Raw genomic sequence first — 25,668 nt, forward strand, 5'->3', positions numbered from 1 at the left:
GTCGGATGTCGACGTTACGGAGTTCCGGTTACGATTACCTTCACGCGGAGCGTTTATTCCGCTTCATCGAATGGTAATGGTTCGGCACGCTTTCGGACCGATCACAATTCGTGAGCCCGGCATCACAATCCCTGCATTGAGCCGGTGCGCTGCTTTCGTCTAAGCAGGACGCAAGAACACAGGGGGGCATCATGGCCGATCGGCTGCGTCTTGGCATCAATATCGACCACGTCGCCACGGTGCGAAACGCGCGCGGAGGCGCCCTGCCCGATCCGGTCCGGGCAGCGCATCTCGCGATTGCCGCCGGCGCGGACGGCATCACCGCCCATCTGCGCGAGGACCGGCGCCATATCCGCGACGCCGACATGGAGCGCCTCGCCACCGAACTGACCAGGCCGCTCAATTTCGAGATGGGCGCCACCCCCGAAATGATCGCGCTGGCGGAGCGGCTGAAGCCGCATGCGGCCTGCCTCGTGCCGGAGAAGCGCGAGGAGCGCACCACGGAGGGCGGGCTCGATGTCGTCGGGCAGGAGAGCCACCTGACGCCTGCGATCGCCCGGCTGAAGGCGGCCGGCTGCCGCGTCTCGCTGTTCATCGAGCCGGACGAGGCGCCGATCGCAATGGCCGCCAAGCTCGGCGCGCCGGTCATCGAACTGCATACCGGGAGCTGGTGCCATGCCGTCCTGGATGGCGAGGCATCGAAGGCGAAGGTCGAGTTCCAGCGCCTGGCGGACGGCGCCGCTCTGGGTGCGAAGCTCGGCCTCGAGGTCCATGCCGGGCACGGGCTCGACTACGACACGGCCCGCTCGCTCGCCCGGGTACCGGCCTTCGTCGAGTTCAATATCGGCCACTTCCTGATCGGCGAGGCCATCTTCATCGGCCTCGAAGCCGCGATCCGCCGAATGCGGCAGGCGATGGACGAGGGCCGCGCCGGGGGCTGAACGACCGCTCCCCGCCTTTTCAGCTCCGGAAGCGGTTCCTGTCGGGCGAAAAGCGCGCTACATCGCGAGCATGATCCTCGGCATCGGCTCCGACCTCTGCGACATCCGCCGGATCGAGCGCTCGCTCGAACGCTTCGGCGATCGCTTCACCGAACGCGTCTTCACCGAAGGCGAGCGGACGAAATCCGATCGTCGCGCGACCCGTGCCGCCTCCTATGCCCGACGCTTCGCCGCCAAGGAGGCCTGCTCGAAAGCGCTGGGCACCGGCTTGCGCGCCGGTGTCTTCTGGCGCGACATGGAGGTGGTCAACCTGCCGGGCGGACGCCCGACGCTGCGCCTGACCGGAGGCGCCGCCGAGCGGCTGAAGGCCATGACCCCACCGGGCCATGAAGCCTTCGTCCATGTCTCGCTGACAGACGACCCGCCTTTGGCGCAAGCCTTCGTGGTGATCGAGGCCCGGCCGGTCGCCTGAGGCACCCTCGTTTCGTGCGAAAGCCGCCGCCATTCCGGGGCACCGCATCGCGATGCGCCCGGGACGACGACGGCTTTCCTCGAGGCTCTACCTGCCTGCCCGGCCGCTCAGCGGCCGGTGATTTCGCCTTCCGGCTCGTTGCTCAGCCAGCGATAGATCACGCCGCCGAGCACGCCGCCGATCAGAGGCGCCAGCCAGAACAGCCAGAGCTGCTGCAGCGCCCAGCCACCGACGAAGAGCGCCGGGCCGGTGCTGCGGGCCGGGTTCACCGAGGTGTTGGTCACCGGGATGCTGACGAGATGGATCAGGCAGAGACCGAGGCCGATCGCCAGCGGGGCGAAGCCGGCCGGCGCCTTGCCATGGGTCGAGCCCATGATGATGAAGAGGAACATCATGGTCATCACGACTTCCATGAGGAAGGCCGAGACGAGGTTGTACTTGCCGGGCGAATGCTCGGCATAGCCGTTCGAGGCGAAACCGCCGGCAAGATCGAAGCCCGGCGCGCCGCTGGCGATCTGATAAAGAACGGCCGCCGCCACGACGGCGCCGACCACCTGCGCAATGATATAAGGAACGACCTGCCCCGCCGGGAAGCGCCCGCCGGCCGCGAGGCCGACCGTCACCGCCGGATTGAGATGGCAGCCGGAGATATGGCCGATCGCATAGGCCATCGTCACGACCGTGAGGCCGAACGCCAGCGAAACGCCGAGCAACCCGATACCGACATTCGGAAACCCCGCGGCGATGACCGCGCTGCCGCAACCCGCAAAAGTCAGCCAGAACGTGCCGATGGCTTCGGCGGCTAATTTCTTCGTGCTCATGAATGATTCCCCCATTAACGCGCGATCGTGATGCTGTTGGCGAAAATCCGGGCCGTCAATCTGCGTCCGTGGCAAAAGCCGCCCTGATATCGCCACTCTCCCATTCTCGATTCGCATGCGCCATCCGCCGATGCCCTCCCCCCTCCCGCTCTTGCGCGTTGTCGCAGGCGCGATAGTCGGCTAGACCGCGCGCAGGATCGCAGCCTCAGGAGCGCCCGCGTGGCCAACGACGTCGACAGCAAAAGCAAGGCGGCCAAGGAAGAGGGCGGTGTCCTCGAGACGATCAAGGTCGTCGTTCAGGCGCTGCTCATCGCGCTCGTCATCCGCACGCTGCTGTTCCAGCCGTTCAACATCCCGTCCGGCTCGCTGATTCCGACGCTGCTGATCGGCGACTATCTGTTCGTGTCGAAATACACCTACGGCTATTCCAAGCACTCGATCCCGTTCAGCCCGCCACTGTTCTCAGGGAGGGTGTGGGCGGCCGAGCCGAAGCGCGGCGACATCGCCGTGTTCAAGTTGCCGAGCGACAATTCGACCGATTACATCAAGCGCGTCATCGGCCTGCCCGGCGACCGCATCCAGATGATCGACGGCATCCTGCACATCAACAACACGCCCGTGAAGCGCGAGCGCATCGCCGATTTCGTCACGACCGACAATTGGGGCCGCAGCGCTCCGGTGATCCAGTATCGCGAGACCCTGCCCAACGGCGTCAGCCACCAGATCATCGAGCGCGAGGGCGATACCGGCACCTTCGACAACACGCAGGTCTTCATCGTGCCGCCCGGCCATTTCTTCATGATGGGCGACAACCGCGACAATTCGCTCGACTCGCGTGATCGCAGCGTCGGCTTCGTGCCGTTCGAGAATTTCGTCGGGCGAGCCGAGATCATCTTCTTCTCGATCGACGACGGTGCCTCGGCCTGGAAGATCTGGGAATGGCCCTCCACGGTTCGCTGGAGCCGCCTGTTCAGCTCCATCAAGTGAGCAAGGTGGGCGACGGCGGGCGCAAGGCCCCGGATACGGCGCGGCTCGAGGCCGTGCTCGGGCATCGTTTCGCGGACCAGAGCCTTCTCGCGACGGCGCTGACCCATATGAGCGCAGAGGACTCGCGGCTGGCGAGCTACCAGCGTCTCGAATTCCTCGGCGATCGCGTGCTCGGCCTTTCGGTCGCCGAATTGCTGTTTCGGCAGTTTCCGCAGTCGGAAGAAGGCAATCTCTCGCGCCGGCTCGCCGATCTCGTGCGCAAGGAGACCTGCGCGGAGGTGGCCGAAGGCTGGAATCTCGGCCAGTTCATGCGACTCGGCGAAGGCGAGATCCTCGGCGGCGCCCGCAAGAACAAGGCGATCCTGGCCGATGCCTGCGAGGCGATCATCGGCGCGGTCTTCATCGATGGCGGCTACGAGGCGGCGCGCGCGCTGATCGAGCGCGCCTTCGGCGAACGCATGCTGAAGCCGGTCCGACCCTTACGCGACGCCAAGACCGCGCTGCAGGAATGGGCGCAAGGCAAGGGCTACCCGACGCCGACCTATAGCGAGCGCGGCCGCTCCGGCCCCGACCATGCGCCGGTCTTCGTCGTGGCCGCCAAGATCACGGGGCTTGCCGACGCCGAGGCGCGCGGCCCATCCAAGCGACTGGCCGAGCAGGCCGCAGCCGAAGCCTTTCTCAGGCGAGAGGGCCTGTGGAACGACAACCCGGAAGGCGACAATGTCTGAATCCGACCAAGCCACGCACTGCGGCTTCGTCGCGCTGATCGGCGCGCCCAATGCCGGCAAGTCGACCCTGCTCAACCAGCTCGTCGGCGCCAAGATCTCGATCGTCTCGCGCAAGGTGCAGACGACGCGCACGCAGGTGCGCGGCATCGCCCTTTCCGGCACGGCGCAGGTCATCTTCGTCGACACGCCCGGCATCTTCGCGCCCAAGCGCCGGCTCGACCGCGCGATGGTAACGAGCGCCTGGGGCGGCGCCACCGATGCCGACCTGATCGGCGTCCTCGTCGATGTCGCGCGCTTCGACCACGAGGAAAACACGGCGCTGTTCGAGAAGCTCGCCGAGCTGAAGCAGCCGAAATTCCTGATCCTCAACAAGATCGACACGGTGCCGAAGGAGAAGCTGCTCGAAATCACCGCCAAGGTGAACGAGCTCGGCAGCTTCGAGACAACCTTCATGGTCGCGGCGCTGACCGGCTACGGCGTCAAGGACATCCTGGCCTGGCTGGAGAAGCGACTGCCGCTCGGCCCCTGGCTCTATCCGGAAGACCAGATCTCGGACGCGCCCTTGCGCTTCCTCGCCGCCGAGATCACCCGCGAGAAGATGTTCGAGCGGCTGCACGACGAACTGCCCTATCGCTCCACCGTCGAGACCGAGAGCTGGCAGCAGAAGTCCGACGGCTCCGTCCGCATCGAGCAGACGATCTATGTCGAGCGCGAAGGCCAGCGGAAGATCGTGCTCGGCGAAGGCGGCCAGACGATCAAGGCGATCGGCCAGAAGGCCCGCGTCGAGATCGCGGAAGCCGCCGAGGCCAAGGTGCATCTCTTCCTGTTCGTGAAGGTGCGCGAAAACTGGAGCGACGACCCGGAACGCTATCGCGAGATGGGGCTGGAATTTCCGAAGGGCAAAGGCTGAGCGGCACGGAAGGCGCGATGCGCAGCGAGAAGGACAAGATGCTGGCCGGCGAGCTCTATCGCGCCGACAGCCCCGAACTCGTCGCGGATAATCTCCGTACCACCGCCTGGATGGAGCGCTTCAACGCGCCCGGTACGGCGCCAGAACAGCGGCTGCCGTTGCTCCGCGAGGCGCTCGGTCACGTCGGGCAAGGCGTCGTCATCCGCCCGCCCTTCCATTGCGATTACGGCTACAATATCAGCCTCGGCGACGGCGTTTTTCTCAACTTCAACTGCATCATCCTCGACGTCGTCGCGGTCACCATCGGCGACGGCACGCAGATCGGGCCCGGTGTCCAGATCCTGACCGCCGATCATCCGCGCGATCCCGGCCAGCGCCGGCAGATGCTGGAATTCGGGCGCCCCGTCAGCATCGGCAGCAATGTCTGGATCGGCGGCGGCGCGATCATCCTGCCCGGCGTCACGATCGGGGACGATGCCATCATCGGCGCGGGCAGCGTCGTCACGCGCGACGTGCCGGCCAGCGGCACCGCGGTCGGCAATCCGGCGCGCCTGCGGCCCTGACGTAGCGGAAAACCGAACTGCGTCAGTGTGCCACGGCTGCTCCTTGTAACTTGTCAAATTTCAGTCGCAAAACGACATTGTTAGAACGCGTTTGGTGCCCATTTTCATACCTAAAGATATTTTAGCAGGAGTGATTGCCATGAGCGCCGCACCGCGCATCGCGCTGTTCATCGACGGCGCCAATCTCTACGCGACTTCGAAGCAGCTCGGCTTCGACATGGACTATCGGCGCCTGTTGCGGGAGTTCCAGGGCCGCGGCAACCTGATCCGCGCGTTCTATTTCACCACATTGGTGGAAAGCGAAGAGTATTCCTCGATCAGGCCGCTGGTCGACTGGCTCGACTACAACGGCTACCGGGTCATCACCAAAGCGGCGAAGGAGTTCACCGACGCCACTGGCCGGCGCCGCGTCAAGGGCAACATGGATATCGAGCTGGCGATCGAGATGCTCGAACTCGCGCCGCATCTCGACCAGATCTACCTGTTCTCCGGCGACGGCGATTTCCGGCCGCTGGTCGAGGCCGTGCAGCGCAAGGGCGTCAAGGTCTCGGTGGTCTCGACGATCTCGACCAACCCGCCGATGGTCTCGGACGAGTTGCGCCGGCAATGCGACGAATTCGTCGACCTCGCCCAGCTCATGCAGAAGATCGGCCGCGACCCGGCCGAGCGCGCCAGCCGCACCGGGGCCGGCGCCGCACCGGGCACTCCCGGAAACCCGTCACTGGAGCGGCGCTACGGCATTCGCCAAGGCGACGAGCCGGTCGAGGGGTGAGGCCAGCGGCCTTTACCCGCCCGTCTTCAGCAGGCGCTGCTTGTCGCGGTTCCAGTCGCGCTCTTTCTCGGTCTCGCGCTTGTCGTGGAGCTTCTTGCCCTTGCCGAGGCCGAGCTCAACCTTCGCCCTGCCCCTGTCGTTGAAGTAGACCTTGAGCGGGATCAGGGCCATGCCCTCACGCTGGACCGCGCCCATCAGCTTGTTGATCTCCCGCCGGTGAAGCAGGAGCTTCCGCGGCCGGCGGACCTCGTGATTGAAGCGGTTCGCCTCGAGATATTCCGGAATATGGGCGTTGAACAGAAAGAGCTCCGTCCCCATCGGGCCGGCATAGCTCTCTCCGATCGTCGCCTTTCCGCCGCGCAGTGACTTGATCTCGGTCCCCTGCAAGGCGATGCCCGCCTCCACGGTTTCCTTGATCTCGTAGTTGAAGCGCGCCTTGCGGTTGTCCGCTGCTAGGCGATAGCGCTCCGGATCAGGTTTCTTCATGCCGTTCCGCTGAATCCATGCTGCTCGACCGGCGCTGCCAGAACCTGAGAATCCGATTCGCGATCGGCACCCAAGCGCCTGGAAACGCCGACCTTGTCGTTCTACCGCCCGCCGCGATCGGCCAGCGAATAACCGCGCCGGGCGGCGCGGCCACCTATCTCACTTAAGCATTCAACAGCCCGGCGAAAACCATGGCCTCGCGAATGACCTTGCCCGTCGCCGGGGTCACCGGCATCAGCGGCAGGCGGACCTCCTCCTCGATGCGGCCGAGCAGCGCCAGGCCATGCTTGGCCCCGGCGAGGCCGGGCTCCTTGAAGATCGCGTCATGCAGCGGCACCAGCCGGTCCTGCACCTTCAGCGCGCCGGCATAATCGCCCTTCTGGACGGCCTCCATCAGGTCGGCGCAGAGGCGCGGCGCGACATTGGCGACGACCGAGATGCAGCCATGGCCGCCGGCCGCCATATAGGACAGCGCAGTCATGTCCTCGCCAGAGAGCTGGATGAAATCCGCGCCTAAGGCATGGCGCTGCTGCGAGACGCGGGCGAGGTTGGCGGTGGCGTCCTTCACGCCGGCGATGTTCTTGAGCTCGTAGAGCCGCGCCATCGTCTCGACCGACATGTCCACCACCGAGCGCGGCGGGATGTTGTAGATGATGATCGGAATCCCGATCGCATCGTTCACCGCCTTGAAGTGCTGGTACATGCCCTCCTGGGTCGGCTTGTTGTAATAGGGCGTGACCACGAGCACGGCATCGGCGCCAGCCTTCTCGGCGTGGACGGCGAGGTCGATCGCCTCGATCGTGTTGTTCGAGCCGGCGCCGGCGATGACCGGGACGCGGCCCTTGTTCTGGTCGATGACGATCTCGACGACGCGCTTGTGCTCGTCATGCGATAGCGTCGGGCTCTCGCCGGTGGTGCCGACGGGCACGAGCCCGGTCGAGCCGTTGCCGATCTGCCAATCGACCAGCGCGCGCAGCGCCGCCTCGTCGACCTTGCCGGCTTTGAACGGCGTGACCAGAGCGGGCATCGAGCCGGTGAAGGCAATGTGCTTGGTCATGGGACGATCCTGGGACGAAAACGCGGGTTGCGGGGCCGCCACACATAAACCGTCATCCCGCCAAGGCAAAGCCGGCAAGCCATGAAAATGCGTGGCCTCATAGTTAAGCGTTCATCAACCCGCTTCCCCGACCATCACAGATATCCGCATTAGATCGCCGAGCGCCCTAACCGGCGCGAAGTGGCGATCTAGTTCTTGGTTCAGCATCGGATTGTTCCGAAAAGTGGATTCCACTTTTCGGTCCGATGCTCCAGCCTGGAGTTCCGCCATGGCCTCGCCTGCCGCCGCGAGGAGACTGATCGGCCTGCTGCTGCCTGCCCTGCTCTCCGCCTCGACGACGCAGGCGGGCGACGACGGCATGCTCGCCAGCCAGCGCAAGCTCGCCATGCTCGGCGATGTCGAGACGACGAGCGCGCTGCCGCCCTATCCCGCCGACGCCTTGCGTGGCGAAAGCCCGATCAATGCGGAGGCCGTGAAGGCGGCTGTCGCCGCCTATCGTCGCAATGCGCTTGCCGAGGGCGACGATCTCGCGGCACGCATCGATGACCGCACCGCGCGTTCGTTGCTCGAATGGGTGGCGATCCATGCCAATGCCGGCGCCGTTCCCTTCACGCGGATCGACGCCTTCCTGCGCGAGCATCCGAACTATCCGGCCACGACCCGTTTTCGACGCCGCGCCGAAGAGGCGCTGATCGCCGAGAAAAAGAGCCCGGCGATCGTGCGCGCCTTCTTCCATGGCCAGCAGCCCGTCTCGGCAGCCGGGCGGATCGCGCTGGCGCTCGCGCTCAAGGAGGAAGGCAAGGCCGAAGAAGCCGCCGACATCATCCGCCAGAGCTGGCGCAAGGATTTGTTTGGGCAGGCGCTCGAAAAGATCGTGCTCAAGGATTTCGAGGCGGCGCTGACCAAGGACGATCACCGCCTGCGCACCGAGCGCTTCCTGTTCCGGGAGAGCGGTCAGGCGGCTCTGCGCAATGCCGCCCGGGTCTCGCCCGATTATATCGTGCTGGCCAAGGCGCGGCTGGCGAGCGCCAAAGCGCGTCGGCCGATCTCCGAGAAACTGATATCGGCGGTGCCAGCCTCACTGCGCGGCGATGTCTCCTTCGCTTTCCTGCAGGCCCAGCAGGCGCGGCGCGGCGACAAGCTCGACGACGCCGTGAAGGCGCTGACCGCGATCCCGCGCGACCCGGCCCTGCTCGGCGACGGCGATGGCTGGTGGGAGGAGCGGCGCATCATCGCGCGCAAGCTCCTCGATGCCGGCCAGCCGCAGAAGGCCTATGAGGTTTCGTCCGGTCACAGCGCCGAGGATGCGGCCGAGCGGATCGAAGCCGAATGGAGTGCCGGCTTCGTCGCGCTGCGCTTTCTCAAGAAGCCGGATGTGGCGCTGAAGCACTTCGATGCCGCTGCCGGTATCGCCGAGACACCGATCTCGGTCGCACGCGCCACCTATTGGCAGGGCCGCGCCTATGAGGAACTGGGCAAGGCGGATGAGGCCAGGGCCGCCTATGGCAAGGCCGCGGAGCAGCCGGTCGCCTATTACGGGCAATTGGCCCGGGCGAAGCTCGGGCTTCCCGGCCTGCCCTTGCGGCGCACAGTCGCGGCTGGGCTCGAGACCCTGCCAGGGCACCGGGCCGTGCGCCTGCTCTATCGTATCGGCGAGCGCGACCTCGCCACGCTGATGCTGAAGGACCTGGCGCAGCGCCTGCATACCACCGAGGCGCTGGAGGCGATCGCCGCCATTGCCCGGCGCGAGACCGATGCGCGTGCGCTGGTCGGCATCGGCAAGGCGGCGCTGCAACGCGGCTTCCCGCTCGACATGGCGGCCTATCCGGTCGATGGCATCCCGGAATTCGACGTGCTCGGCGATCCGATGGAGCGCGCCATCGTCCATGCAATCGCAAGGCAGGAGAGCGCCTTCGACCCGACCGCGATGTCGCATGCCGGCGCGCGCGGGCTGATGCAGATGATGCCGGCGACCGCGCGCGAGACGGCGCGCCGCGCCGGCCTGCCCTTCGACTGGCAGAAACTGGGCCAGGATCCGCTCTATGCGGCGCGGATGGGCGCGGCCCATCTCAACGACCTGCTCAAGGAGTGGCGCGGCTCCTATATCCTGACCTTCGCCGCCTATAATGCCGGCTCGCCCAATGTGAAGAAATGGATTGCGGCCTATGGCGACCCGCGCGATCCCGAGGTCGACGCCGTCGATTGGGTGGAGCGCATCCCCTTCTCCGAGACGCGCAACTACGTCCAGCGCGTGATGGAGAACCTGCAGGTCTATCGCGAGCGGTTGAACCAGCGCACGGCCTACCTGATCGACTACGACCTGAAGCGCGGCGGCAAGCGGGACTAGCAGCGCTTCTTCCCAACCGCACGGTCATCCCGGACAAGCGGCGTCAGCCGCGCCGATCCGGGATCCATTCCGGAGCCTTTCCAATACTCGCTCCGGAATGGATCCCGGCTCTCCGCTTCGCTGCGCCCGGGATGACAACCGTCGTTGTCCAGCCCGGCAACGATCTTTCCTGACGATTGCAATATTTGAAACTTTCAACTATCTCTGCGGGGCAGCGGAGGAATTTCGATGCTGCAAGACATTGCCGATTTCGCGCCCACGCTTGAGGCCTGGCGCCGCGACCTTCACGCCCATCCCGAAATCGCCTTCCAGGAATTCCGCACCTCGGATTTCGTCGCGAAGACGCTCGCCTCCTTCGGCATCGAAGTGCATCGCGGACTCGGCGGCACCGGGCTCGTCGGCGTCATCAAGGGCGCGGCGGAGGGGCCGGCCATCGGCCTGCGCGCCGACATGGACGCCCTGCCGATGGAGGAGGATACCGGGCTCGACTACCGCTCGACCACCAAGAACCAGTTCCACGGCTGCGGCCATGATGGCCACACCGTGATGCTGCTCGCCGCGGCCCACCATCTCGCCGCCAATCCACCGAAGCGCGGCAAGGTGCATCTGATCTTCCAGCCGGCCGAGGAGATCGGCCAGGGCGCCCAGAAGATGATCGAGAATGGCCTGTTCGAGCGCTTCCCCTGCTCCGAGGTCTACGCGCTCCACACCATCCCGCTCTATGAGGAGGGTACCGCCGCTGTCCGCCCCGGCCCGACGCTCAGCGGAACGACCGTTTTCCAGATCACGATCAAGGGCAAGGGCGGCCACGGCGCGGCGCCCCATACGACCGACGACCCGCTTCAGGTCGCGGCGCGGCTGGCGATCGAAATCTCTTCCGTGGTTGGCCGGCATGTCGATCCGATGCAGCCGGCGGTCATCAGCCTCGGCAAGCTCGTCGCCGGCACCGCCTCGAACATCATCCCCGACTCGGCCGAGCTCAGCGGCACGATCCGCACCTACAACCCCGAGACGGAAGCCCGCATCGTCGACAAGCTCGACGCCGCCTGCCGGGGCTTGGCGCTGATGTCCGGTTGCACGATCACCTGCACGAATAAGGCGAGCTGCCCGCCCTGCCTCAACGATCCGCGCGCTGCGGCTGCGGCGGCCTCTGCCGCGGGACAGGTGCTCGGCGAGGCCAATGTGCAGACCGACCTGACGCCCCTGCCCTTCTCCGACGATTTCGCGCTGATGCTGCGGCAATGGCCCGGCGCCTATATCTTCCTCGGCCAGCCCGGCGCGATGTGCCACCATCCGACCTTCGATTTCGACGACCGCCTGCTACCGGTCGGCGGGAGCATCCTGTGCCGCCTCGTCGAGCGCCAGACCGGAGCCAACGCATGACCGCCGCCGCGATCCCGAGCGCCGAGCCGCGCTCCCCGGCCATGGTCCGTCGCGCCGTGATCTCCTCGGTGATCGGTAACGGCCTCGAATGGTACGATTTCCTGGTCTACGGATTCTTCGCCACGATCATCGCCCAGGTCTTCTTCCCGACCTCGGACCCTCTGGTCTCGGCCCTGCTGACTGCGGCAACCTTCGCAATTTCCTTCCTCGTCCGCCCCATCGGCGGCGTGCTGCTCTCGACCTATGCCGACCGCTTCGGCCGCAAGCCGATCCTGACGGTGATGATCCTGATCATGGGCTTCTCGACCGTGCTGATCGGGCTAACGCCGGGCTATGCGACGATCGGCATTCTCGCACCCATCCTCGTGATCCTCGCCCGCATCCTGCAAGGCATCTCGGTCGGAGCCGAGTTCGCCTCGGCCACCGCCATGCTGGTCGAATACGCGCCGCCCGGCCGCAAGATGATGTTCGGCAGCTTCCAGATGTGCTCGCAGGCGCTGGCGCTCGCGCTCGCCGCCTTCTCGGGTTACGCGCTGGCGACGCTGCTGACGCCGGAAGCTCTGCAGGGCTGGGGCTGGCGCATCCCCTTCCTGCTGGGCTCGCTGATCACGCCGCTCGGCTTCTACATCCGCCGCTTCGTCGACGAATCCCCGGAATACGAGAAGGACACCAAGCAGAGCACCGGCCAGACGCCGTTCCGCACAGTGCTGGCCGAGCACCGCAACGCGCTGCTGCGCTGCTTCGGCATCATGATCCCCGGCACGGCCTCGAACTATGTCTGGTTCATCTTCCTGCCGGGCTATGTGATCCGCCAACTCACGCTGCCCTTCACCAGCGCCATGCTGAGTTCGCTCATCGGCGGCATCCTGCTCTTCATCTTCGTGCCGATCATGGGCCATCTCGCCGATCGCTGGAGCGCCTTCCGCGTCTGGCTCCTGGGCATGCTGAGCTTCGCGCTGCTCTCCTACCCGCTACTCGCCTATGTCGTAGCGGAGCCGAGCTTCGAGCGGCTCCTGACCGCGCAAGCGATCTGCGCGCTCTCGATCGCCGCGATCTGGGCACCGACGCCGGGTCTCCTTGCCGGCATGTTCCCGACGCAGGTGCGCTCGACCGGCATGTCGATCGCCTACAATGTCGTGGTGCTGCTGTTCGGCGGGCTCGCGCCCTTCACCCTGACCTGGCTGGTGGCGAAGACCGGCTCGGACATGGTTCCGTCCTATTATCTCCTCGCTTGCACGGCAGTCTCCCTGCTTGCGCTGGGCCTGGCGAACCGGACGCGCACCCAAGGCTGAGCAAGGGAGCAAGATGGCCCGCGACTCGTTCCTGACCTTCCGGCTCGACCAATTGAGCCAGACCGCGATGGCGAAGGCCTCGCAGGTCTACAAGGAGCGGCTCGGCCTCAATATCCGTGAGCTCAGGGTGATGCGGGCCATCGGCGACCAGCCGGGACTGTCGTCCCGGGCCTTGTCGGAAGCGACCTTCATCGAGCAGACGCTTGTCTCGAAACACCTGCGCAAGCTGGTCGAGGCGGGGTTGGTCCAACGCGCGCTGGAAAGCGCCGATGCGCGGCGCGTGGCGCTGCATCTCACCGCGCAAGGCGAAGTCATCCGCGAGGAAGCCGACCGGCTGGGCAAAGAGATGGAGCGCGACTTCCTCTCGGTGCTGACGCCGGAAGAACTTGCCCAGTTCAACCATTGCCTCGCCAAGCTGCGCCGCTGGGGCGCCTCCTGAACCGAAAGCCGGCTTCCGCAGGCGCCGACGCCATGGTTAGGTGCGTCCCCCTGCATCCTTCGAGTCCCCTGATGCCCGAATCCGGTTTCACCTCCCGCTTCGTCAGCGCCAGCGACGGGCTCAAGCTGCATTTTCGCGATTACGGTCCGCTTGCCGAGACCGCGCTGCCGGTCGTCTGCCTGCCGGGCTTCGCCCGCACCGCGGCCGACTTCCACGAGCTGGCACTGGCCCTGTCCCAGGACGAGGCCAAACCGCGCCGCGTGCTGGCGCTCGACTATCGCGGTCGCGGGCTCTCCGGATACGACAAGGACTGGAAGAACTACGACATCCGTATCGAGCTCGACGACCTCGTCCAGGTGCTGGTCGCAAGCGGGATCGAGCAGGCCATCTTCGTCGGCACCTCGCGCGGCGGCCTCCTGACCATGGCGCTGGCGGCGGCACGGCCGGCGATGATCCGCGGCGTCGTCTTCAACGATGTCGGCCCGGTGATCGACGCGCGCGGCCTGCTGCGCATTCGCGGCTATGTCGGCAAGCTGCCGGTTCCACGGAGCTTCCAGGAAGGCGCCGAGATCCTGAAACGGCTCTCCGACCAGCAATTCCCGATCCTCGGCGAAGCAGAGTGGGAGATGATGGCGCGCCGCACCTGGACCGATCGCGACGGCGCCCTCACGCCCGATTACGACGTCAAGCTGATGAAGGTGCTGGAAGAGCTTGATCTCGAAGCGCCACTGCCGGTGCTCTGGACCTATTTCGACGCGCTCAAGACCGTGCCGCTGCTGGCGATCCGCGGCGCCAATTCCGATCTCCTGGCGGAGAAGACGCTGGAGGAGATGGCGGAACGCCATCCCGATTGCGAGATCTACACCGCGCCTGGACAGGGCCATGCCCCGCTGCTCAGCACGAAGGACATGATCCGGCGGATCGGCAAGCTGGTCGCGCGGGCCGAGCGGCGCGCGGGCTGATCCGTTTCAGGGTTTCGAACGCCCATCCTCGGCGATGTCGGCGACATTGCTCTGCCCCGCCGTGCCGTCATCGCGCGAGCTTTCGACCTCGCCCGCCTTGGCCCGCCTGGCGAACTCGGTCTCTGTTCCCGCCGCCAGGAGCTTTGCCTGGCCAACCCAGTCCTCGCGCTCGATCCGGCCGGGAAAGGCGAGATAGCCGCCAACCCATTCGACGTTCTCGGAGGTCCAGCCGGCGATCTGCTCGAAATGCCAGATGCCGAGGCCATGCAGACGGCCCTCGTTCTGCCGGCCGATGCCCTTGATCAGCTTCAGGTCATCGGCCTTGCCGTCGCGGGCCGCGACGAATCCCGCCGGTCGCTGGCCGGGCAGTTCAGCCTCGTTCTCGACAGGCGGCAGTTGGGCCTGTGGTCGCGCGGGCGATACTGCCGGCGAAGAGGCGGCCGCGACCGGCGCGATGTCAGCTTGCGAGGCGCGTCGGGCGGCCGGCTTGCGAAGAAGGCTCGCGCAGACGCAGCCCACCCAGTAGGCCGCCGTGAACAGCAGCGCGGTCTCGACCCAGGTCGCCGGCATGCCGTTCAGAAGCTGCAGCCAGGTCAGCGCGGCGCCCGCGATCCAGAATGCGGCGACCACCGTCCAGGCGCCGCTCCAGAAGCGGGCCTTGCCGCCATCATGGCTGATCCAGCCCATGGCGAAGCCGAGGCCGAAGGCGGCGACCAGGAACCAGAGGAACTGGCTGGCGAGATAGAGCATGTCGGACTCCTACTTCGCCACGGTGAACTGCACGCGGCGGTTCATCGCTCGCGCTTCCGGCGCTTCATGCGGCACAAGCGGCCGGGTACTGCCATAGCCTTTGACGGCAAGCTGGCCTGTCTCGATACCGCGCCGCGCCAGCTCGTCGCGCACGCGCAAGGCCCGGCGCAACGACAGATCCATATTGTCGAAGCCGCGCCGCTCGCCATCGCGATTGGCGTGCCCCTCGATCACGACAGGGGAGCCCGGGCACTTCTTGAGAATGGTCGCGGCCTCGCCGATGACGCGCTCGGTCGTGGCATCGAGTTCCACCACCGAAGTCCCCTGGCCGAACAGAACGGTGTTGCTTTTGGTCAGCCCGTCGAGATCGTTCTGGCAGCTTGCCGGCGGATCGACCACGCAACCGGTCTGGCGCAGGCTCACCACCGCATCGGCCTTGTAACCCGCTGGCAGGCCGGTTGCGGCGCTGGTCTCGATCTCGCTTCTGATCAGGTCACGGCAGGTCAATCCGCGCAGCGTCACGCGGTCGTCAACGATGGAGGCCGAACCGAGATCGAGCCGCAGCAGATCGGCGAGGACGGCGCGGGCCGCCTCGGCGAAGCCGGCCGGAGCGCCCGGAATGAGGGTCGTCGCGTCCTCGAAGCGGTCCTTCAGCGGGGAATCCGCGACCAATGCCCGCAACGCAGCCTGCGCTGCTCGGTCAGGCAGATATCCGGAGAGCCGCAAACCGGTCCGATCCGCCGATAGCGACAAGCCGTATGGTCGCACGACGACGCTCTCCGGCATGGCGGCCAATGCCAGGCCGGCGGGAGCATTGCGCGCGAACAGGTCGCGCAGCGCCGCAAGGCTCGCGGCATCCGCAGCCTCGCCGGCAATGGCAAAGACCTTGTCGCGGATGCTGACGGAGCCGGTCCGGAGCTTCGACAGAGCCTCGAGCGCAAAGGCGGTCGAGGCCGGCAGGTCGAGATCGGAGCGCAACGCCGGCTCGACGGTCATGCGATCGTCGACGGCCGTGTCGCCGAAGAGACCCCGCACCGTGGCGAGCAGGTTCGTGCGCGCCGCCTCATCCGGCAACTTCCCGTTCAGGCGCAGGCCGCTGTCACTGCGAGCCGCGCTCCATTCCAGCGGCACGGACGCCGCCACACGGGGCGGCACCACCGGCGTGCTCGCTGGCGGCGTGCTTGCCGGCGGCGGGACAGGGGTTTGCGGCGTTGCAGGAGCTGGTGCCGGAGCGGACGCAGAACCCTGCGGCTTGGGCGAAGCGGGCAGCACGTCATGCAGGATCAGCCCCGGCACCTCCGGCATCGGCACGACGACCGGCACTGGCGGTGAGGGCATTGGGGGACATTCGATCGCAGCCCGAGCCACCGAATCCGGCCCGTCCATCTGGGCGATCTGCAGGCGCAAGGCCTGGCAGGCCTCGTAGGTCTCGGGCCCCTTCCCGGTCAGGGCGTAATTCTCACCGTCGATCTCGGCTTTTCCTTGCCGAAGCCGCGCCAGATCGCCGAGGGCGCGCGTCACTTTCACAAGGAAGGCCGAAGGCGCCCCGAGCGCCGGCTTCATCTCGTCGCGAAGAGCAGCCCCGGCGCCGAAGGCCTGCCGCGCCGCCGCGAGCATCTGCTTGCGCGCGTCCTGATCGGGGTAGAAGCCGCGCACGACCAATGCTGCGCCGGCCTCATGCTCGGCGCTCCAGCGATAGGGGGCCACGGTCGGCGGCTCGATATCGCATTTGACGGAGCGGAAGCCCGGCCGCTGCGCCTGTGCCACCGCCGCCTCGAGGGCCAGGAACGAATCCGAGCTGGCCGCCTTGCCTTCGATGCAGAAGCGGCCGTCGTCGAGGGCGACGCGGCCCGAGGCCAGTTTCGGCAGCTCGGCGAGCATCGCCACCGCCATTGCGGCAAAGCCCTCGGGCGCGCCGAAGGCGACGGTCTGGCGATCGTCGATCCGCAGGCCGGGCAAGGCTGCCGATGCCACCGCCATATTGGCGGCCGCAGTGTCGAGGTCGGGCACGAAGCCGCCGAGCGTCACACTGTCGGACTGGCGGCTGGCGAACCAGGAATAGGGCTTCTGGGCGACGACCTGCGACAGCCCGCCGAGCGTCCTGCGCACGCCGAATTCGCCATGCAGCCGGGCCATCGCCTTGTTCGCCCCGTCCGAGGACAAGACCTCGCCGCCGATGGTGACGTCGCGGCCATCGACCTGGGCAACGACCGGGCGGGCACCAGGCGTCGTGCCGGCGACCGCAGCGACGGCCTGCTCGGCACGCAGCCCGACATCACGTTCGATCGCGGTATCGAGCGCGAGATTGCCGGCTCCCCACAACAGGCCCAATGGGATCAGGCCCCAGAGCCAACGCGCCGGTTGAGACATGCACAGCCCCCTGTGCCGCGCCGACCGAGGGCCTGGCGCGGTACCCCATGACCGGGATCACCCTCGTTTTCTCAAAGGCTTGTCGAGCGATCCGCAGATATCGATTCAACGGGCGCCCGTAGACGATCCCTGGCGGGATCGTGGCTGGGACGCCTATGCCAGATCAGGCCGGGGGACGGGCTCCCGTCAACAGTGAAGCCGGAACAACCCACATAAAAAAGAAGCCCCGGGTTTCCCCGGGGCTTCCTGACTAGAGATCGGAGACCGATCAGAAGTCGCGCTGAATGCGCAGACGGCCGGTCCAGGCGTCGTCCGACTTGATCGTACGACCGTTGACGGCGAAGGCCTTGGCGTCCGGAACGCGAACACCGTACTCGGTGCGCGAGTAGAGGACCTCGACACCGATGTCGAGACCGGCGACCGGCATCCAGACCAGGTTGGCGCCGAGCATCAGCTCCTTCGGGTCGACCGACTTGATCGCGAAGTCGTTCGTCTGAAGAGCCGAGTACGAAGCCAAGAAGTCCGAACGGATCGACGGGGTCCAGAAGTGGCGCAGAGCCGCGACCAGGTTGTAGCCGGTGTTCGACTTCAGGTTGCCGAAAGCGTTGGCGCCGAAGTTGTTGACCGTGTAGGCAGCCAGGCGGCCGTGACCGGCCGTGCCACCCCAACCGAGGTACTCGAGAGCGCCGTCGGCGTAACCGGCCTGCAGGAACAGGGCGTCGCCAGCAGCCAGCATCGGCAGGTTGAACTTCACGCCGGCCTGGATTGCCCAGCCCATCTCGTCCTTCTTGGCACCGTTGCCGGCGGGAACCGCCCACGGCGACGAGTAGATGCCACGGTCACCGATGGCGCCCGACAGCTGAGCCGAGCCCCAGCCCTGATCGACGCGCAGCGAAGCGACGACGTCAGGATAGGTCGTGCCCTGATAGGCCAGAACCGAGGCGCGACGGTTGGTCGTCTTCGGGTCTTCGAGCGAGATCGTGGCGCTGAAGCCGCCGCCGAACGTGGCGGTGTAGGCGAGCGTGTTGACCTGGCGGTCAGAGGTGCGCAGGACCTGGAAGCCGTAGTCGTTCGCGTAGAACGAGTAGAACGACTGGATCTTACCAGCGGTCAACGGGCCGAGCTGAACGAAGGCGCTATCGAGGAAGGCAGCGTCGTCGTTGACGCCGTTGACGCCCGAGAAGCGGTTGGCGCCAGCGTTCGAGCCGCCGTAGCGGTACGAGCCGGTGCTGGTCGTCAGGTCGTAACGAACGAACGTGCGCAGCGTGCCATAGGCAGTCTGGTTACGAGCGTCGATGTAGATACGGCCGCGAGCGCGGGTGCCGTACGAGTCCTGACCAGCGTTCCAACGCTCACCGAAGGTGTACTCGGCGCGAACACGACCACCGATGCGAAGGCAGGTGTCGGTGCCCGGGATGTAGAAGAAGCCGGCGCCGAAAGCGGAGCAGACACGAACGTATTCGACCGGAGCGGCCTTCCGCGAGGGAAGGTCGGCGGCCTGAGCCCCGGCGACCGCGGCGATGCCGGCGGCGGAACCGAGGAGGAGGCTCTTGACGAGCTTCATTTGGTAACCTCCAAAAGAGTTTCGAGACCCTCGGGCTTCAGCCTGCCCCCCGCCCCAAGCTTTCTAGCCTGATCGCAGAACCTGCCTGTTCCCGGTCTTTCGCCTGCGTCACCGACCTATTTCGGAGGCGAAGGCGAAAAACAGCGACCGGGAACGTCCCGACGCATTCCCACCATACGAAAGCCGCCCCGCCGATCAACCTCGATCCGCCGCCCGAGCCTGTGAATGGGGTGCTTTGGAAACCGGTGTTGCAGGGGAGCCACGCTTTGACCGGCAAAATTCACCAAGCATTAACCGAAACGGCACCGCACAAGAGGTTTTCGGCTTGCCTCGCCCGGGAATCGCATCTCTGAAAAGCAGAATCGGGCCGAATCCCTTCGCGCGCCCTTTTCGGGCGACGCGGCCTGCTCAGTACTCCCACTCGGCCCCGATTCCGACAGCAGCGCTGCCATCGGCCCCGGTCTCGGCCTGGAGCTTCAGGCGCTTGGTCACGTCGATGCCGACCGAGACGCCGCTATCCTCCGGCTTGGAGCCGACCTTCACGCCAACGGAGACATTGTCGCTGATATAGCGCGAGGCTCCCACGGTCGGCCCGCCCTCGCCCATCTGGATGTCGAGATTGTCGACGCCGAGCGATTTGCGCAGCCGCTCGAAGGTATCGTCACCGCCGCCGCCGGCGAACTGCGCCGCCGCCTGGGCGAGCTGTAGGGCCTGGAACGCCGAGAGCGAACCCGAGGCACGGGCGAAGAGCAGCCGCGACAGCACCTCGTCAGGCGGCAGTTCGGGCTGCGAGGTGAAGGCGAAGACCGGCTGGTCGGCCGGGCCGCTGATGATGATGCGAGCGGTGACGTCGCCGGCGCTGGTCTGGGCAATGAAGTCGAGGTCGGGAATCAGCCCGCCGGCAAAGGTCAGCCGGCCGCGGCTGAAATCGAGCCGCTGGGTCAGGACGCTGAGCCGCCCGCGGCGCAGTTCGAAGCCGCCGTCCAATGCGGGCGCGGAGGAGGTGCCGCCGACACGAATCTCGCCGCCGAGCTCGGCATCGATGCCGCGACCGCGGATGAAGACCTTGCTGGGAGCGGAGACCGTCAGGGCGAGCGCCGCATCGAAGGCCGGCGCTGCACGGCCACCGCGCCCCTTGGCCTTCTGCGCCTTGCGCGCGGCGGCGAGGCGGGCAGCCGCCGCGCCCTTGGCATTGACATGCTTGATGCCGTCGACCGGCCGAAGCGTCGCCGGCAGGCGATCGGGCACGGAGACTTCGAGCGAGGCGATATCGATCCGGCCGCCGAGGCGGGGACGCTGCGCCAGCGGGCCGGTGATTTCGAGGTTCAGCCCTGCCACGGCGGTGACCAGTCCGCTCGAGACGAGCTGGGCGCGATCGCCGCGAATCCGGATACTGCCGGGGAAGCCGGCGACCGGATCGACCTTGACCTGGCCGCTGGCGGAGATCGTGCCGCCATTCGGCGTCCGGGCGGAGGCGCGCTCGATCGTCAGGTTGTCGCCGTTGGCGGCGATCCGCGCTTCGATGGCATTGAAGCGGATGCCTTGCAGGGCGTCGGTGAAGCTGCCGCCCGTCAGGGTCGCATTGCCGCTGAGGCGGGGGGCGGAAGCGGTTCCGCCGGCGCGCATGTCGAGGGCGACCGCGCCCGTGACGCGCTGGCCGCCTGCGGCCAGCATGGTGTTGGCGAGTGCGGCATCGACCCGGCCTTGTGCGGTGAGGTCGAGCGGGCCGGTGGCGTTGAGCGGCGCAGTACCGCGCAATGTCAGACTGGCGCCCTTGCCGGCGTTGACGGTCGCGGAGATGCCGGCGGCATCGCCCTTGAGCGCGCCCTCGCCCTGGATCTCGACCGGCGGCAGGCCGGCCTGACGGGTTTCGGGCGTAACGAGCTGCGCGATCCGAAGCTTCCACGGCCCGGAGAGGTCGCCAGGCCTGCCCTTGATCTGCGCTTCGGCGTTCAGCGTGCCGCCGAGCTTCAGGCTGGGCACTGCGATGCTCGCGGCGGACAGCGGCACGTCACGGGCAGCGAAGCGCAGATCGAGCGTCTCACCGGCGCGACCGTCGAGCGTCACCCGCCCCTTGTCGATCCGCAGGGCGAGATTGGCGATCTCGACGCCGGAGGCCGGGAAGCTGAATGCAGCGGGATTGGCGAGCGTGATCGCGCGGCCATCGCGGCGCGCGTCGAAAGAGGCGAGCTCCAGCTTCAGCGGCTCGCCCGGAACCAGCCGACCCGCCCCCTTCAACGCGAAACCGCGGGCATTGGCGCTGAGCGTAAAGGCGCTGGCGTCGGGCGCGCCCTTCGAATCGAAGCGGATGCCGCTGATCGCCTCGCCAGCCGCAACGGCGCGGTCGATGGCGATCGCTGCGTCGAGCATCGGGCGGCCGTAGATATCCCTGGCATTGGCGCGGGCATCGAGCTTGTCGATGGTCAGCGAGGGACCGGCGAGACGCGAGCCGCGGGCCGTCAGGTCGATATCCTGCCGGCCTTCCGGCGCCGCCAGCACGATATCGGCATCGAGCTGGCCCCCGAGCTTGGTCAGCGCCAGGGCCGAGAGATCGTCGAGATTGCGGGCGGCCAGCGTCAGGCGGCCGGCGGCACGGCTCGTCGGATCGATGGTGAGGCCGCCATTCAGGCGGACCGAGCCGAGGGCGAAATCGAGCGTCGAGAGGCTCCAGCCATCGTCAGGTTGGCGCGCGAGATGCAGCGAGCCGGTCGCGGGCTTGGAATCGACCTCGCCGGCCAGGGTGACGCTGGCGTCGAGCGCGCCTTGCAGATCCTTCGCGACGGCATCGATGGTCAGGCGCGGGATCGGCCGGGCGAGCGCGGTGGCGTTGGCGACGGCGATGCGGGCGGTGGCATCGAGCCTGTTCTGCGGGCCGGTGATCTGGGCGGTGACGTCACCACGGCCGGACAGGCGCGGATCGGCGCGCTTGAGATCAGGCAGGTTCAGCGCAAGCTTCAGGTCGGATTGCTGCTGTCCGATCGAGCCGTCGGCGGTGAAGGCCGCGTGCTGGCCGGCGACGCGCAAGCCGCTCACCGTATAGTCGCCGGCGAGCGCATTGACGCGGCCGGCCAGCGTCAGGCTGCCGGCGAGCAGGCGGTCGAGCGCGGCTTCGCCGGTCGCAAGGCGCTCGGCCTTGCCCGCGAGCGACGCGGTGTAGTTGTTCGTGCGCGGGGTCGCGTCGAGATCGGCAGTGATATCCGCCCTGCCCCCTAGGGGTCGGCCGGCCAGGCCGCTCAAGCGGGCGAGATCGGGCAGCACCGCCTTGAGCTGTCCGAGCATGCGGGCCTGGCCGAGCTTGCCCTTGTAATCCAGCTCGACGCCGGAGAGCGCGAGCTTCAGCATCTCGAAATCGGCCGTGCCGTCATCCTGCCCGGTGCCGCGCAAGGTGAAGGTAACCTTGTCGCCGACCGCGCGCATCAGTGCCTTGTCGGCCAGCACGATGCCGCTGGCCTCTCCGTCAGAGGTCAGAGCGATACGGGTGCCGGGCTCGCCGATCGTGCCGGTCGGCGTCGCGTTGAAGGAAAGAGCGAGCTTGCCGAATTGCCCGGCCGGTAGCTTGGCGTCGTTTGCGTCGAGCTTCGCGACGACGGTCGGTCCGGCCACCGGGCCGCGGATCGTCGCGTCGAAGGCGAGCTTGCCGATCTCGGTGCCGGACGCGACCGTGCGGCCGCCCTCGTTGGGACGCGAAGCCGCGGTGACGCGCAGATCAAGCGTCTTGTCGGAATTGTAGCGGCCGAGCACGTCGAGCCGCGCCAGCGCCGAGACCAGCGCGAGATTGCGGATGTCGATGCCGCTATCGTCGCGGAAGCCGACCGAGCCATCGAGCCGGGTCGAGCCGGCGAAGACCGGCGCCACCGGCGCCGGCATCAGCCCTTCGATGCGGGCATCGAGGGCCAGCGCGAGCTGACGTTCGGTCCCGGCGCGGGTAAGCGTCGCGGAGCCGTCGGCGCCGATGGTCGGGCCCGCTGTGAAGACGAGACTGGAGCGGAAGGAATCGAGCGGGCCATCGCCCTTGAGGTCGAGCTTCACCGGCGGCTCGCCCGGCAGGCCGGCGACCTTCGAGATCAGGCCGCCCGCCGGCTCGTCGAGCTTGGCGGCGAGCTGCAGGCGCGTGCTTTCGGGCACGAAGGACATGGTGACGTCGAAGAGTCCGCCCATATCGAGCCGCTTCGCCTCGAGCTTGAGGTCGAGCCCCTCATTGGGCGGCCCCAGCCGCGCCGCGCCGCTGGCGCTCAAGCGGGCGGCGACGCCGAGCACCGGTTCGCCCAGTGCAAGCTCGTTGAGCTGGAGCGCCCGGATGATCACCTTGAGCGGCAATTCGGGCAGGATCGGCTCATTGCTCGGCGGAGCCGCGCCGGCCGGCTGCGGCGCCGGCTTGCGCAGGATTTCGAGCTTGCCGATCTCCAGCCGGTCGACATCGAGCCGGCGCAGCAGCAGGGCGCTGCGCGTCCAGATCAGGCGAACGCGGTCGAGCCTGAGCCAGGCGCCATCGCGATCCGAGAGCACGATGTCGCGGATCTCGACATCCGAGGAAAGCGCACCGTTGACCTCTCCGATCGAGACCTGGCTCGTACTGCTCGACAGGGCCTTGGAGATCAGGTCGGCGATGACGCCGCGATCGGTCTGGGCGTTCTGGGCGAAGCCACCGAAATGCGCCGAGAAGAGGAAGCCCGCCGTCAGCAGCAGGGCCAGGAGAGCGAGACGCGGAATGGTCAGGAGCCGGCGCATCAGAAGGCCTGCCCGATGCTGACATAGAGCGCGACCGGCTTGTCGCCCTTGCGCGGATTGAGCGGCGCGGCGATGTCGACCCGGATCGGCCCGATGCCGGTATAGTAGCGGAAGCCCAGGCCGGCGGCCATCTGCAGCTTCTGCTTGCCGTCCGGCAGGCTCGACTCGAAGGCGGTGCCGGCATCGAAGAAGGGCACGATGCCGATGGTGTCGGTGACCTTGATCCGGGCCTCGACCGAGGCTTCCAGCAGGCTGCGGCCGCCGGTGATCTGCCTGAAGGGGCCGAGCGGCGACAGGCTGCGATAGGCATAGCCGCGCACGGAGCCGCCGCCGCCGGCATAGAAGCGCCGCGTCGCCGGGATCTCGTCGAGGCTGGCGCCGGAAATCGAGCCGAAGCCGACGCGACCGGCGAGAACGTAGCGCTTGTCCTCGTCGAGCGCGTAATAGCCGGAGACCGCCGCCTTGGTCTGATAGATGCCGACCGTTGAGCCGAGGAAGGTCGGATAGGGCGTGAAAGAGGCCGTGGCGCGGAAACCGCGCGTCGGATCGAGCAGGTTGTCGGTGGAATCGTATTTCACCGAGAGGGGGATGCCGACCAGCGTGTAATCGACCTGCCCCAGCACGTCGCTGGTCTGGCCGCGCTCGACCTCGATGCCGGCCTGGACCGAGAAGGTATCGCTGAAGCGGTGGCGGATTGCCGAGGTGACGTTGCCGTAGCGCGCCGTATAGCCGCCATAGCGGTTGAGGCCGACGCGCTCGCGCGTCGCGACGCCGTCGAGCAGCCAGTCATTGCGGCTGCCGCCGAGCGCCGGCTTCATGAAGCTGAAGGCGAAGCGGCCGCCGAGATCGGATTCCTTGAAGTCGCCAAAGCGCTGGATCTTGGTGCCGTCGATGCGCGGCGCGAAGAAGACGCTGGCCTCCAGCCGCAGGCGCTCGGCGCCGCCGAACAGGTTGCGGTGCTCCCAATAGGTCTTCACCGCCGGGCCGTCGATCGTCGAATAGCGGGCCGAGAAGCCGAGCAGGCGCTTGGGCCGCTCGGTCACCTCGACGAAGATCGGCAGATTGCCGGCACCGTCGAGCTTGTCGCCCTCGCGGAACCGGACCGAGCCGACAGCGGGGATCGTCGCGATCGAGCGACGGGTATCGGCCAGCGCCTTCGGCGAGTAGGGATCGCCCGGTTCGAGATAGATGAAGGAGCGCACGACCTCCGGCGGGATCTCGTCGGTTTGGCCGACCGTGATGTCGCCGAAGCCGGCGAGCGGCCCGGGCGCGAGGACGTAGGTCACGTCCATGATGCCGGCGGCATGATCGACGACCGGGCGCAGCTCGACGACCTTGGCAAGCGGACGCGATTGCGCCCGCATATGATCGACCAGCGCCGCCTGCGCCGCCCGCAGCGCCGCAGCGGTGGCGGGATCGCCGGCCTTCAGACGAGAGACCTTGACCGCATCGGCGATCGCGGGGGAGCCGGACTCGTCGCGCTCGACGATGTCGATCCTGCGCAGGCCGAAGATCTTGCCGGGCCGGGCGACGACCGTGATCGGCACGGCGTCGCGGTTGCGATGCGCCTCCAGCGCCCGCACCAGCGTGGCGTTCGGCTCGGCCCCGACCTTGAGCGGGACGCCGTCGACGATCAACGTCACATCGGCGTTGAAATAGCCCTGCGACCAGAGCGCATCGAGCATCGGGTTGAGATCGGTCGCCATCCGGCGCGACAGGCTCTCGCCGTCGGGCGGGGCGTCCTGGCGCAGGCGATAGAGCAGCGAGGCGTCCTGCAGCGAGCGCGTCAGGGCCTTGGCATCATCGGCCTCGCCGAGATCGAATTCGAGCTTGTAGGGCAAGGCAGACGGGCTCGGCGCCGGCGGCTCGTCCTTCTTGGTGAAGAGGCCGAACACGTCGAGCGACGAAAGATCGAAAGCCCGGGCAGGTTCCGCCTGCAGGCTCAGCAGTGTGGCAAACGCACAGCCGCCGCTCAGCGCGACCGCATGCCTTGCCCTACGCCAGAACCGCATCCACCCTCCAAGCAACCCCCGCCACACTCAAAATCATGCCCATGCCCGCCGCCATCATAGGCAGCGAGCCCACATGCGCAATGC

20 protein-coding genes are annotated in these 25,668 nt (G+C 67.2%); 12 read left to right on the top strand and 8 right to left on the bottom strand.

Annotation, left to right across the window (positions count from 1 at the left end; all coding sequences use genetic code 11):
- Nucleotides 1-191 precede the first annotated feature (191 nt).
- Together ASE61_RS01885 and acpS are read left to right on the top strand one after the other, a co-directional pair.
- Nucleotides 192-941, top strand: a complete 750-nt coding sequence (locus tag ASE61_RS01885; RefSeq protein ID WP_061964100.1) for a pyridoxine 5'-phosphate synthase — start codon at nucleotides 192-194, stop codon at nucleotides 939-941.
- A 70-nt stretch (nucleotides 942-1,011) separates the two neighbouring features.
- A complete protein-coding gene (gene acpS / locus ASE61_RS01890) occupies nucleotides 1,012-1,413 on the top strand; it encodes a holo-ACP synthase (RefSeq protein ID WP_061964102.1) in 402 nt (133 codons plus the stop codon).
- Between the two features lie 107 nt (nucleotides 1,414-1,520).
- Here acpS and aqpZ read toward each other — a convergent pair whose 3' ends face one another.
- Complete coding sequence (gene aqpZ / locus ASE61_RS01895) at nucleotides 1,521-2,234, bottom strand: aquaporin Z (protein ID WP_061964104.1); 714 nt, start codon at nucleotides 2,232-2,234, stop codon at nucleotides 1,521-1,523.
- A 219-nt stretch (nucleotides 2,235-2,453) separates the two neighbouring features.
- On the opposite strand from aqpZ, the gene lepB reads away from it, so the two are divergent.
- The 5 genes from lepB (at nucleotide 2,454) to ASE61_RS01920 (ending at nucleotide 6,194) form a co-directional block, all read left to right on the top strand.
- The gene (lepB, locus tag ASE61_RS01900; RefSeq protein ID WP_061964106.1) at nucleotides 2,454-3,221 is read left to right on the top strand and encodes a signal peptidase I; all 768 of its coding nucleotides are present in this window, start codon (nucleotides 2,454-2,456) and stop codon (nucleotides 3,219-3,221) included.
- On the top strand, nucleotides 3,173-3,949 hold the full coding sequence (gene rnc, locus ASE61_RS01905) for a ribonuclease III (protein ID WP_082617022.1): 777 nt from the start codon (nucleotides 3,173-3,175) through the stop codon (nucleotides 3,947-3,949). Before lepB ends, rnc begins: the two co-directional genes overlap by 49 nt.
- Complete coding sequence (gene era / locus ASE61_RS01910; protein ID WP_061964108.1) at nucleotides 3,942-4,859, top strand: GTPase Era; 918 nt, start codon at nucleotides 3,942-3,944, stop codon at nucleotides 4,857-4,859. The genes rnc and era overlap by 8 nt, the downstream gene beginning before the upstream one ends.
- A gap of 17 nt (nucleotides 4,860-4,876) precedes the next feature.
- Complete coding sequence (locus ASE61_RS01915) at nucleotides 4,877-5,422, top strand: sugar O-acetyltransferase (protein WP_061964110.1); 546 nt, start codon at nucleotides 4,877-4,879, stop codon at nucleotides 5,420-5,422.
- A 139-nt stretch (nucleotides 5,423-5,561) separates the two neighbouring features.
- Nucleotides 5,562-6,194: an NYN domain-containing protein gene (locus ASE61_RS01920; RefSeq protein ID WP_061964112.1), complete on the top strand. Its 633-nt coding sequence runs from the start codon at nucleotides 5,562-5,564 to the stop codon at nucleotides 6,192-6,194.
- A 12-nt stretch (nucleotides 6,195-6,206) separates the two neighbouring features.
- Here ASE61_RS01920 and smpB read toward each other — a convergent pair whose 3' ends face one another.
- Entirely contained in the window at nucleotides 6,207-6,680 is a 474-nt protein-coding gene (gene smpB / locus ASE61_RS01925) for an SsrA-binding protein SmpB (RefSeq protein ID WP_061964114.1), read from the bottom strand.
- Nucleotides 6,681-6,843: 163 nt separating this feature from the next.
- On the bottom strand, nucleotides 6,844-7,737 hold the full coding sequence (gene dapA, locus ASE61_RS01930; RefSeq protein WP_061964116.1) for a 4-hydroxy-tetrahydrodipicolinate synthase: 894 nt from the start codon (nucleotides 7,735-7,737) through the stop codon (nucleotides 6,844-6,846).
- Between the two features lie 268 nt (nucleotides 7,738-8,005).
- Here dapA and ASE61_RS01935 point away from each other — a divergent pair, with 268 nt between their 5' ends.
- The 5 genes from ASE61_RS01935 (at nucleotide 8,006) to ASE61_RS01955 (ending at nucleotide 14,160) form a co-directional block, all read left to right on the top strand.
- A complete protein-coding gene (locus tag ASE61_RS01935) occupies nucleotides 8,006-10,084 on the top strand; it encodes a lytic transglycosylase domain-containing protein (RefSeq protein WP_061964118.1) in 2,079 nt (692 codons plus the stop codon).
- Between the two features lie 228 nt (nucleotides 10,085-10,312).
- Entirely contained in the window at nucleotides 10,313-11,467 is a 1,155-nt protein-coding gene (locus tag ASE61_RS01940) for an amidohydrolase (RefSeq protein ID WP_061964120.1), read from the top strand.
- Nucleotides 11,464-12,759 carry an MFS transporter gene (locus tag ASE61_RS01945; RefSeq protein WP_061964122.1) on the top strand — a complete coding sequence of 432 codons (1,296 nt, stop codon included), beginning with the start codon at nucleotides 11,464-11,466 and terminating at the stop codon, nucleotides 12,757-12,759. Before ASE61_RS01940 ends, ASE61_RS01945 begins: the two co-directional genes overlap by 4 nt.
- A gap of 13 nt (nucleotides 12,760-12,772) precedes the next feature.
- A complete protein-coding gene (locus ASE61_RS01950) occupies nucleotides 12,773-13,198 on the top strand; it encodes a MarR family winged helix-turn-helix transcriptional regulator (RefSeq protein WP_061964124.1) in 426 nt (141 codons plus the stop codon).
- Between the two features lie 71 nt (nucleotides 13,199-13,269).
- Entirely contained in the window at nucleotides 13,270-14,160 is an 891-nt protein-coding gene (locus tag ASE61_RS01955; RefSeq protein WP_061964126.1) for an alpha/beta fold hydrolase, read from the top strand.
- Between the two features lie 6 nt (nucleotides 14,161-14,166).
- Here ASE61_RS01955 and ASE61_RS27530 read toward each other — a convergent pair whose 3' ends face one another.
- The 5 genes from ASE61_RS27530 to ASE61_RS01980 form a co-directional block, all read right to left on the bottom strand.
- Nucleotides 14,167-14,910 (bottom strand): hypothetical protein, encoded by a 744-nt coding sequence (locus tag ASE61_RS27530; RefSeq protein ID WP_061964128.1) that lies wholly within the window; start codon nucleotides 14,908-14,910, stop codon nucleotides 14,167-14,169.
- Nucleotides 14,911-14,919: 9 nt separating this feature from the next.
- Nucleotides 14,920-17,280 (bottom strand): OmpA family protein, encoded by a 2,361-nt coding sequence (locus tag ASE61_RS01965; RefSeq protein ID WP_082617023.1) that lies wholly within the window; start codon nucleotides 17,278-17,280, stop codon nucleotides 14,920-14,922.
- Between the two features lie 268 nt (nucleotides 17,281-17,548).
- Nucleotides 17,549-18,844, bottom strand: coding sequence for a porin (locus tag ASE61_RS01970; protein ID WP_061964132.1), 1,296 nt, complete (start codon nucleotides 18,842-18,844; stop codon nucleotides 17,549-17,551).
- Between the two features lie 408 nt (nucleotides 18,845-19,252).
- A complete protein-coding gene (locus ASE61_RS01975) occupies nucleotides 19,253-23,572 on the bottom strand; it encodes a translocation/assembly module TamB domain-containing protein (RefSeq protein WP_061964135.1) in 4,320 nt (1,439 codons plus the stop codon).
- Entirely contained in the window at nucleotides 23,572-25,584 is a 2,013-nt protein-coding gene (locus ASE61_RS01980; protein WP_082617024.1) for an autotransporter assembly complex protein TamA, read from the bottom strand. The genes ASE61_RS01975 and ASE61_RS01980 overlap by 1 nt, the downstream gene beginning before the upstream one ends.
- Nucleotides 25,585-25,668 lie beyond the last annotated feature (84 nt).

Source organism: Allobosea sp. Root670, from assembly GCF_001429415.1.
GTDB classification, from domain to species: Bacteria; Pseudomonadota; Alphaproteobacteria; order Rhizobiales; family Beijerinckiaceae; genus Allobosea; species Allobosea robiniae.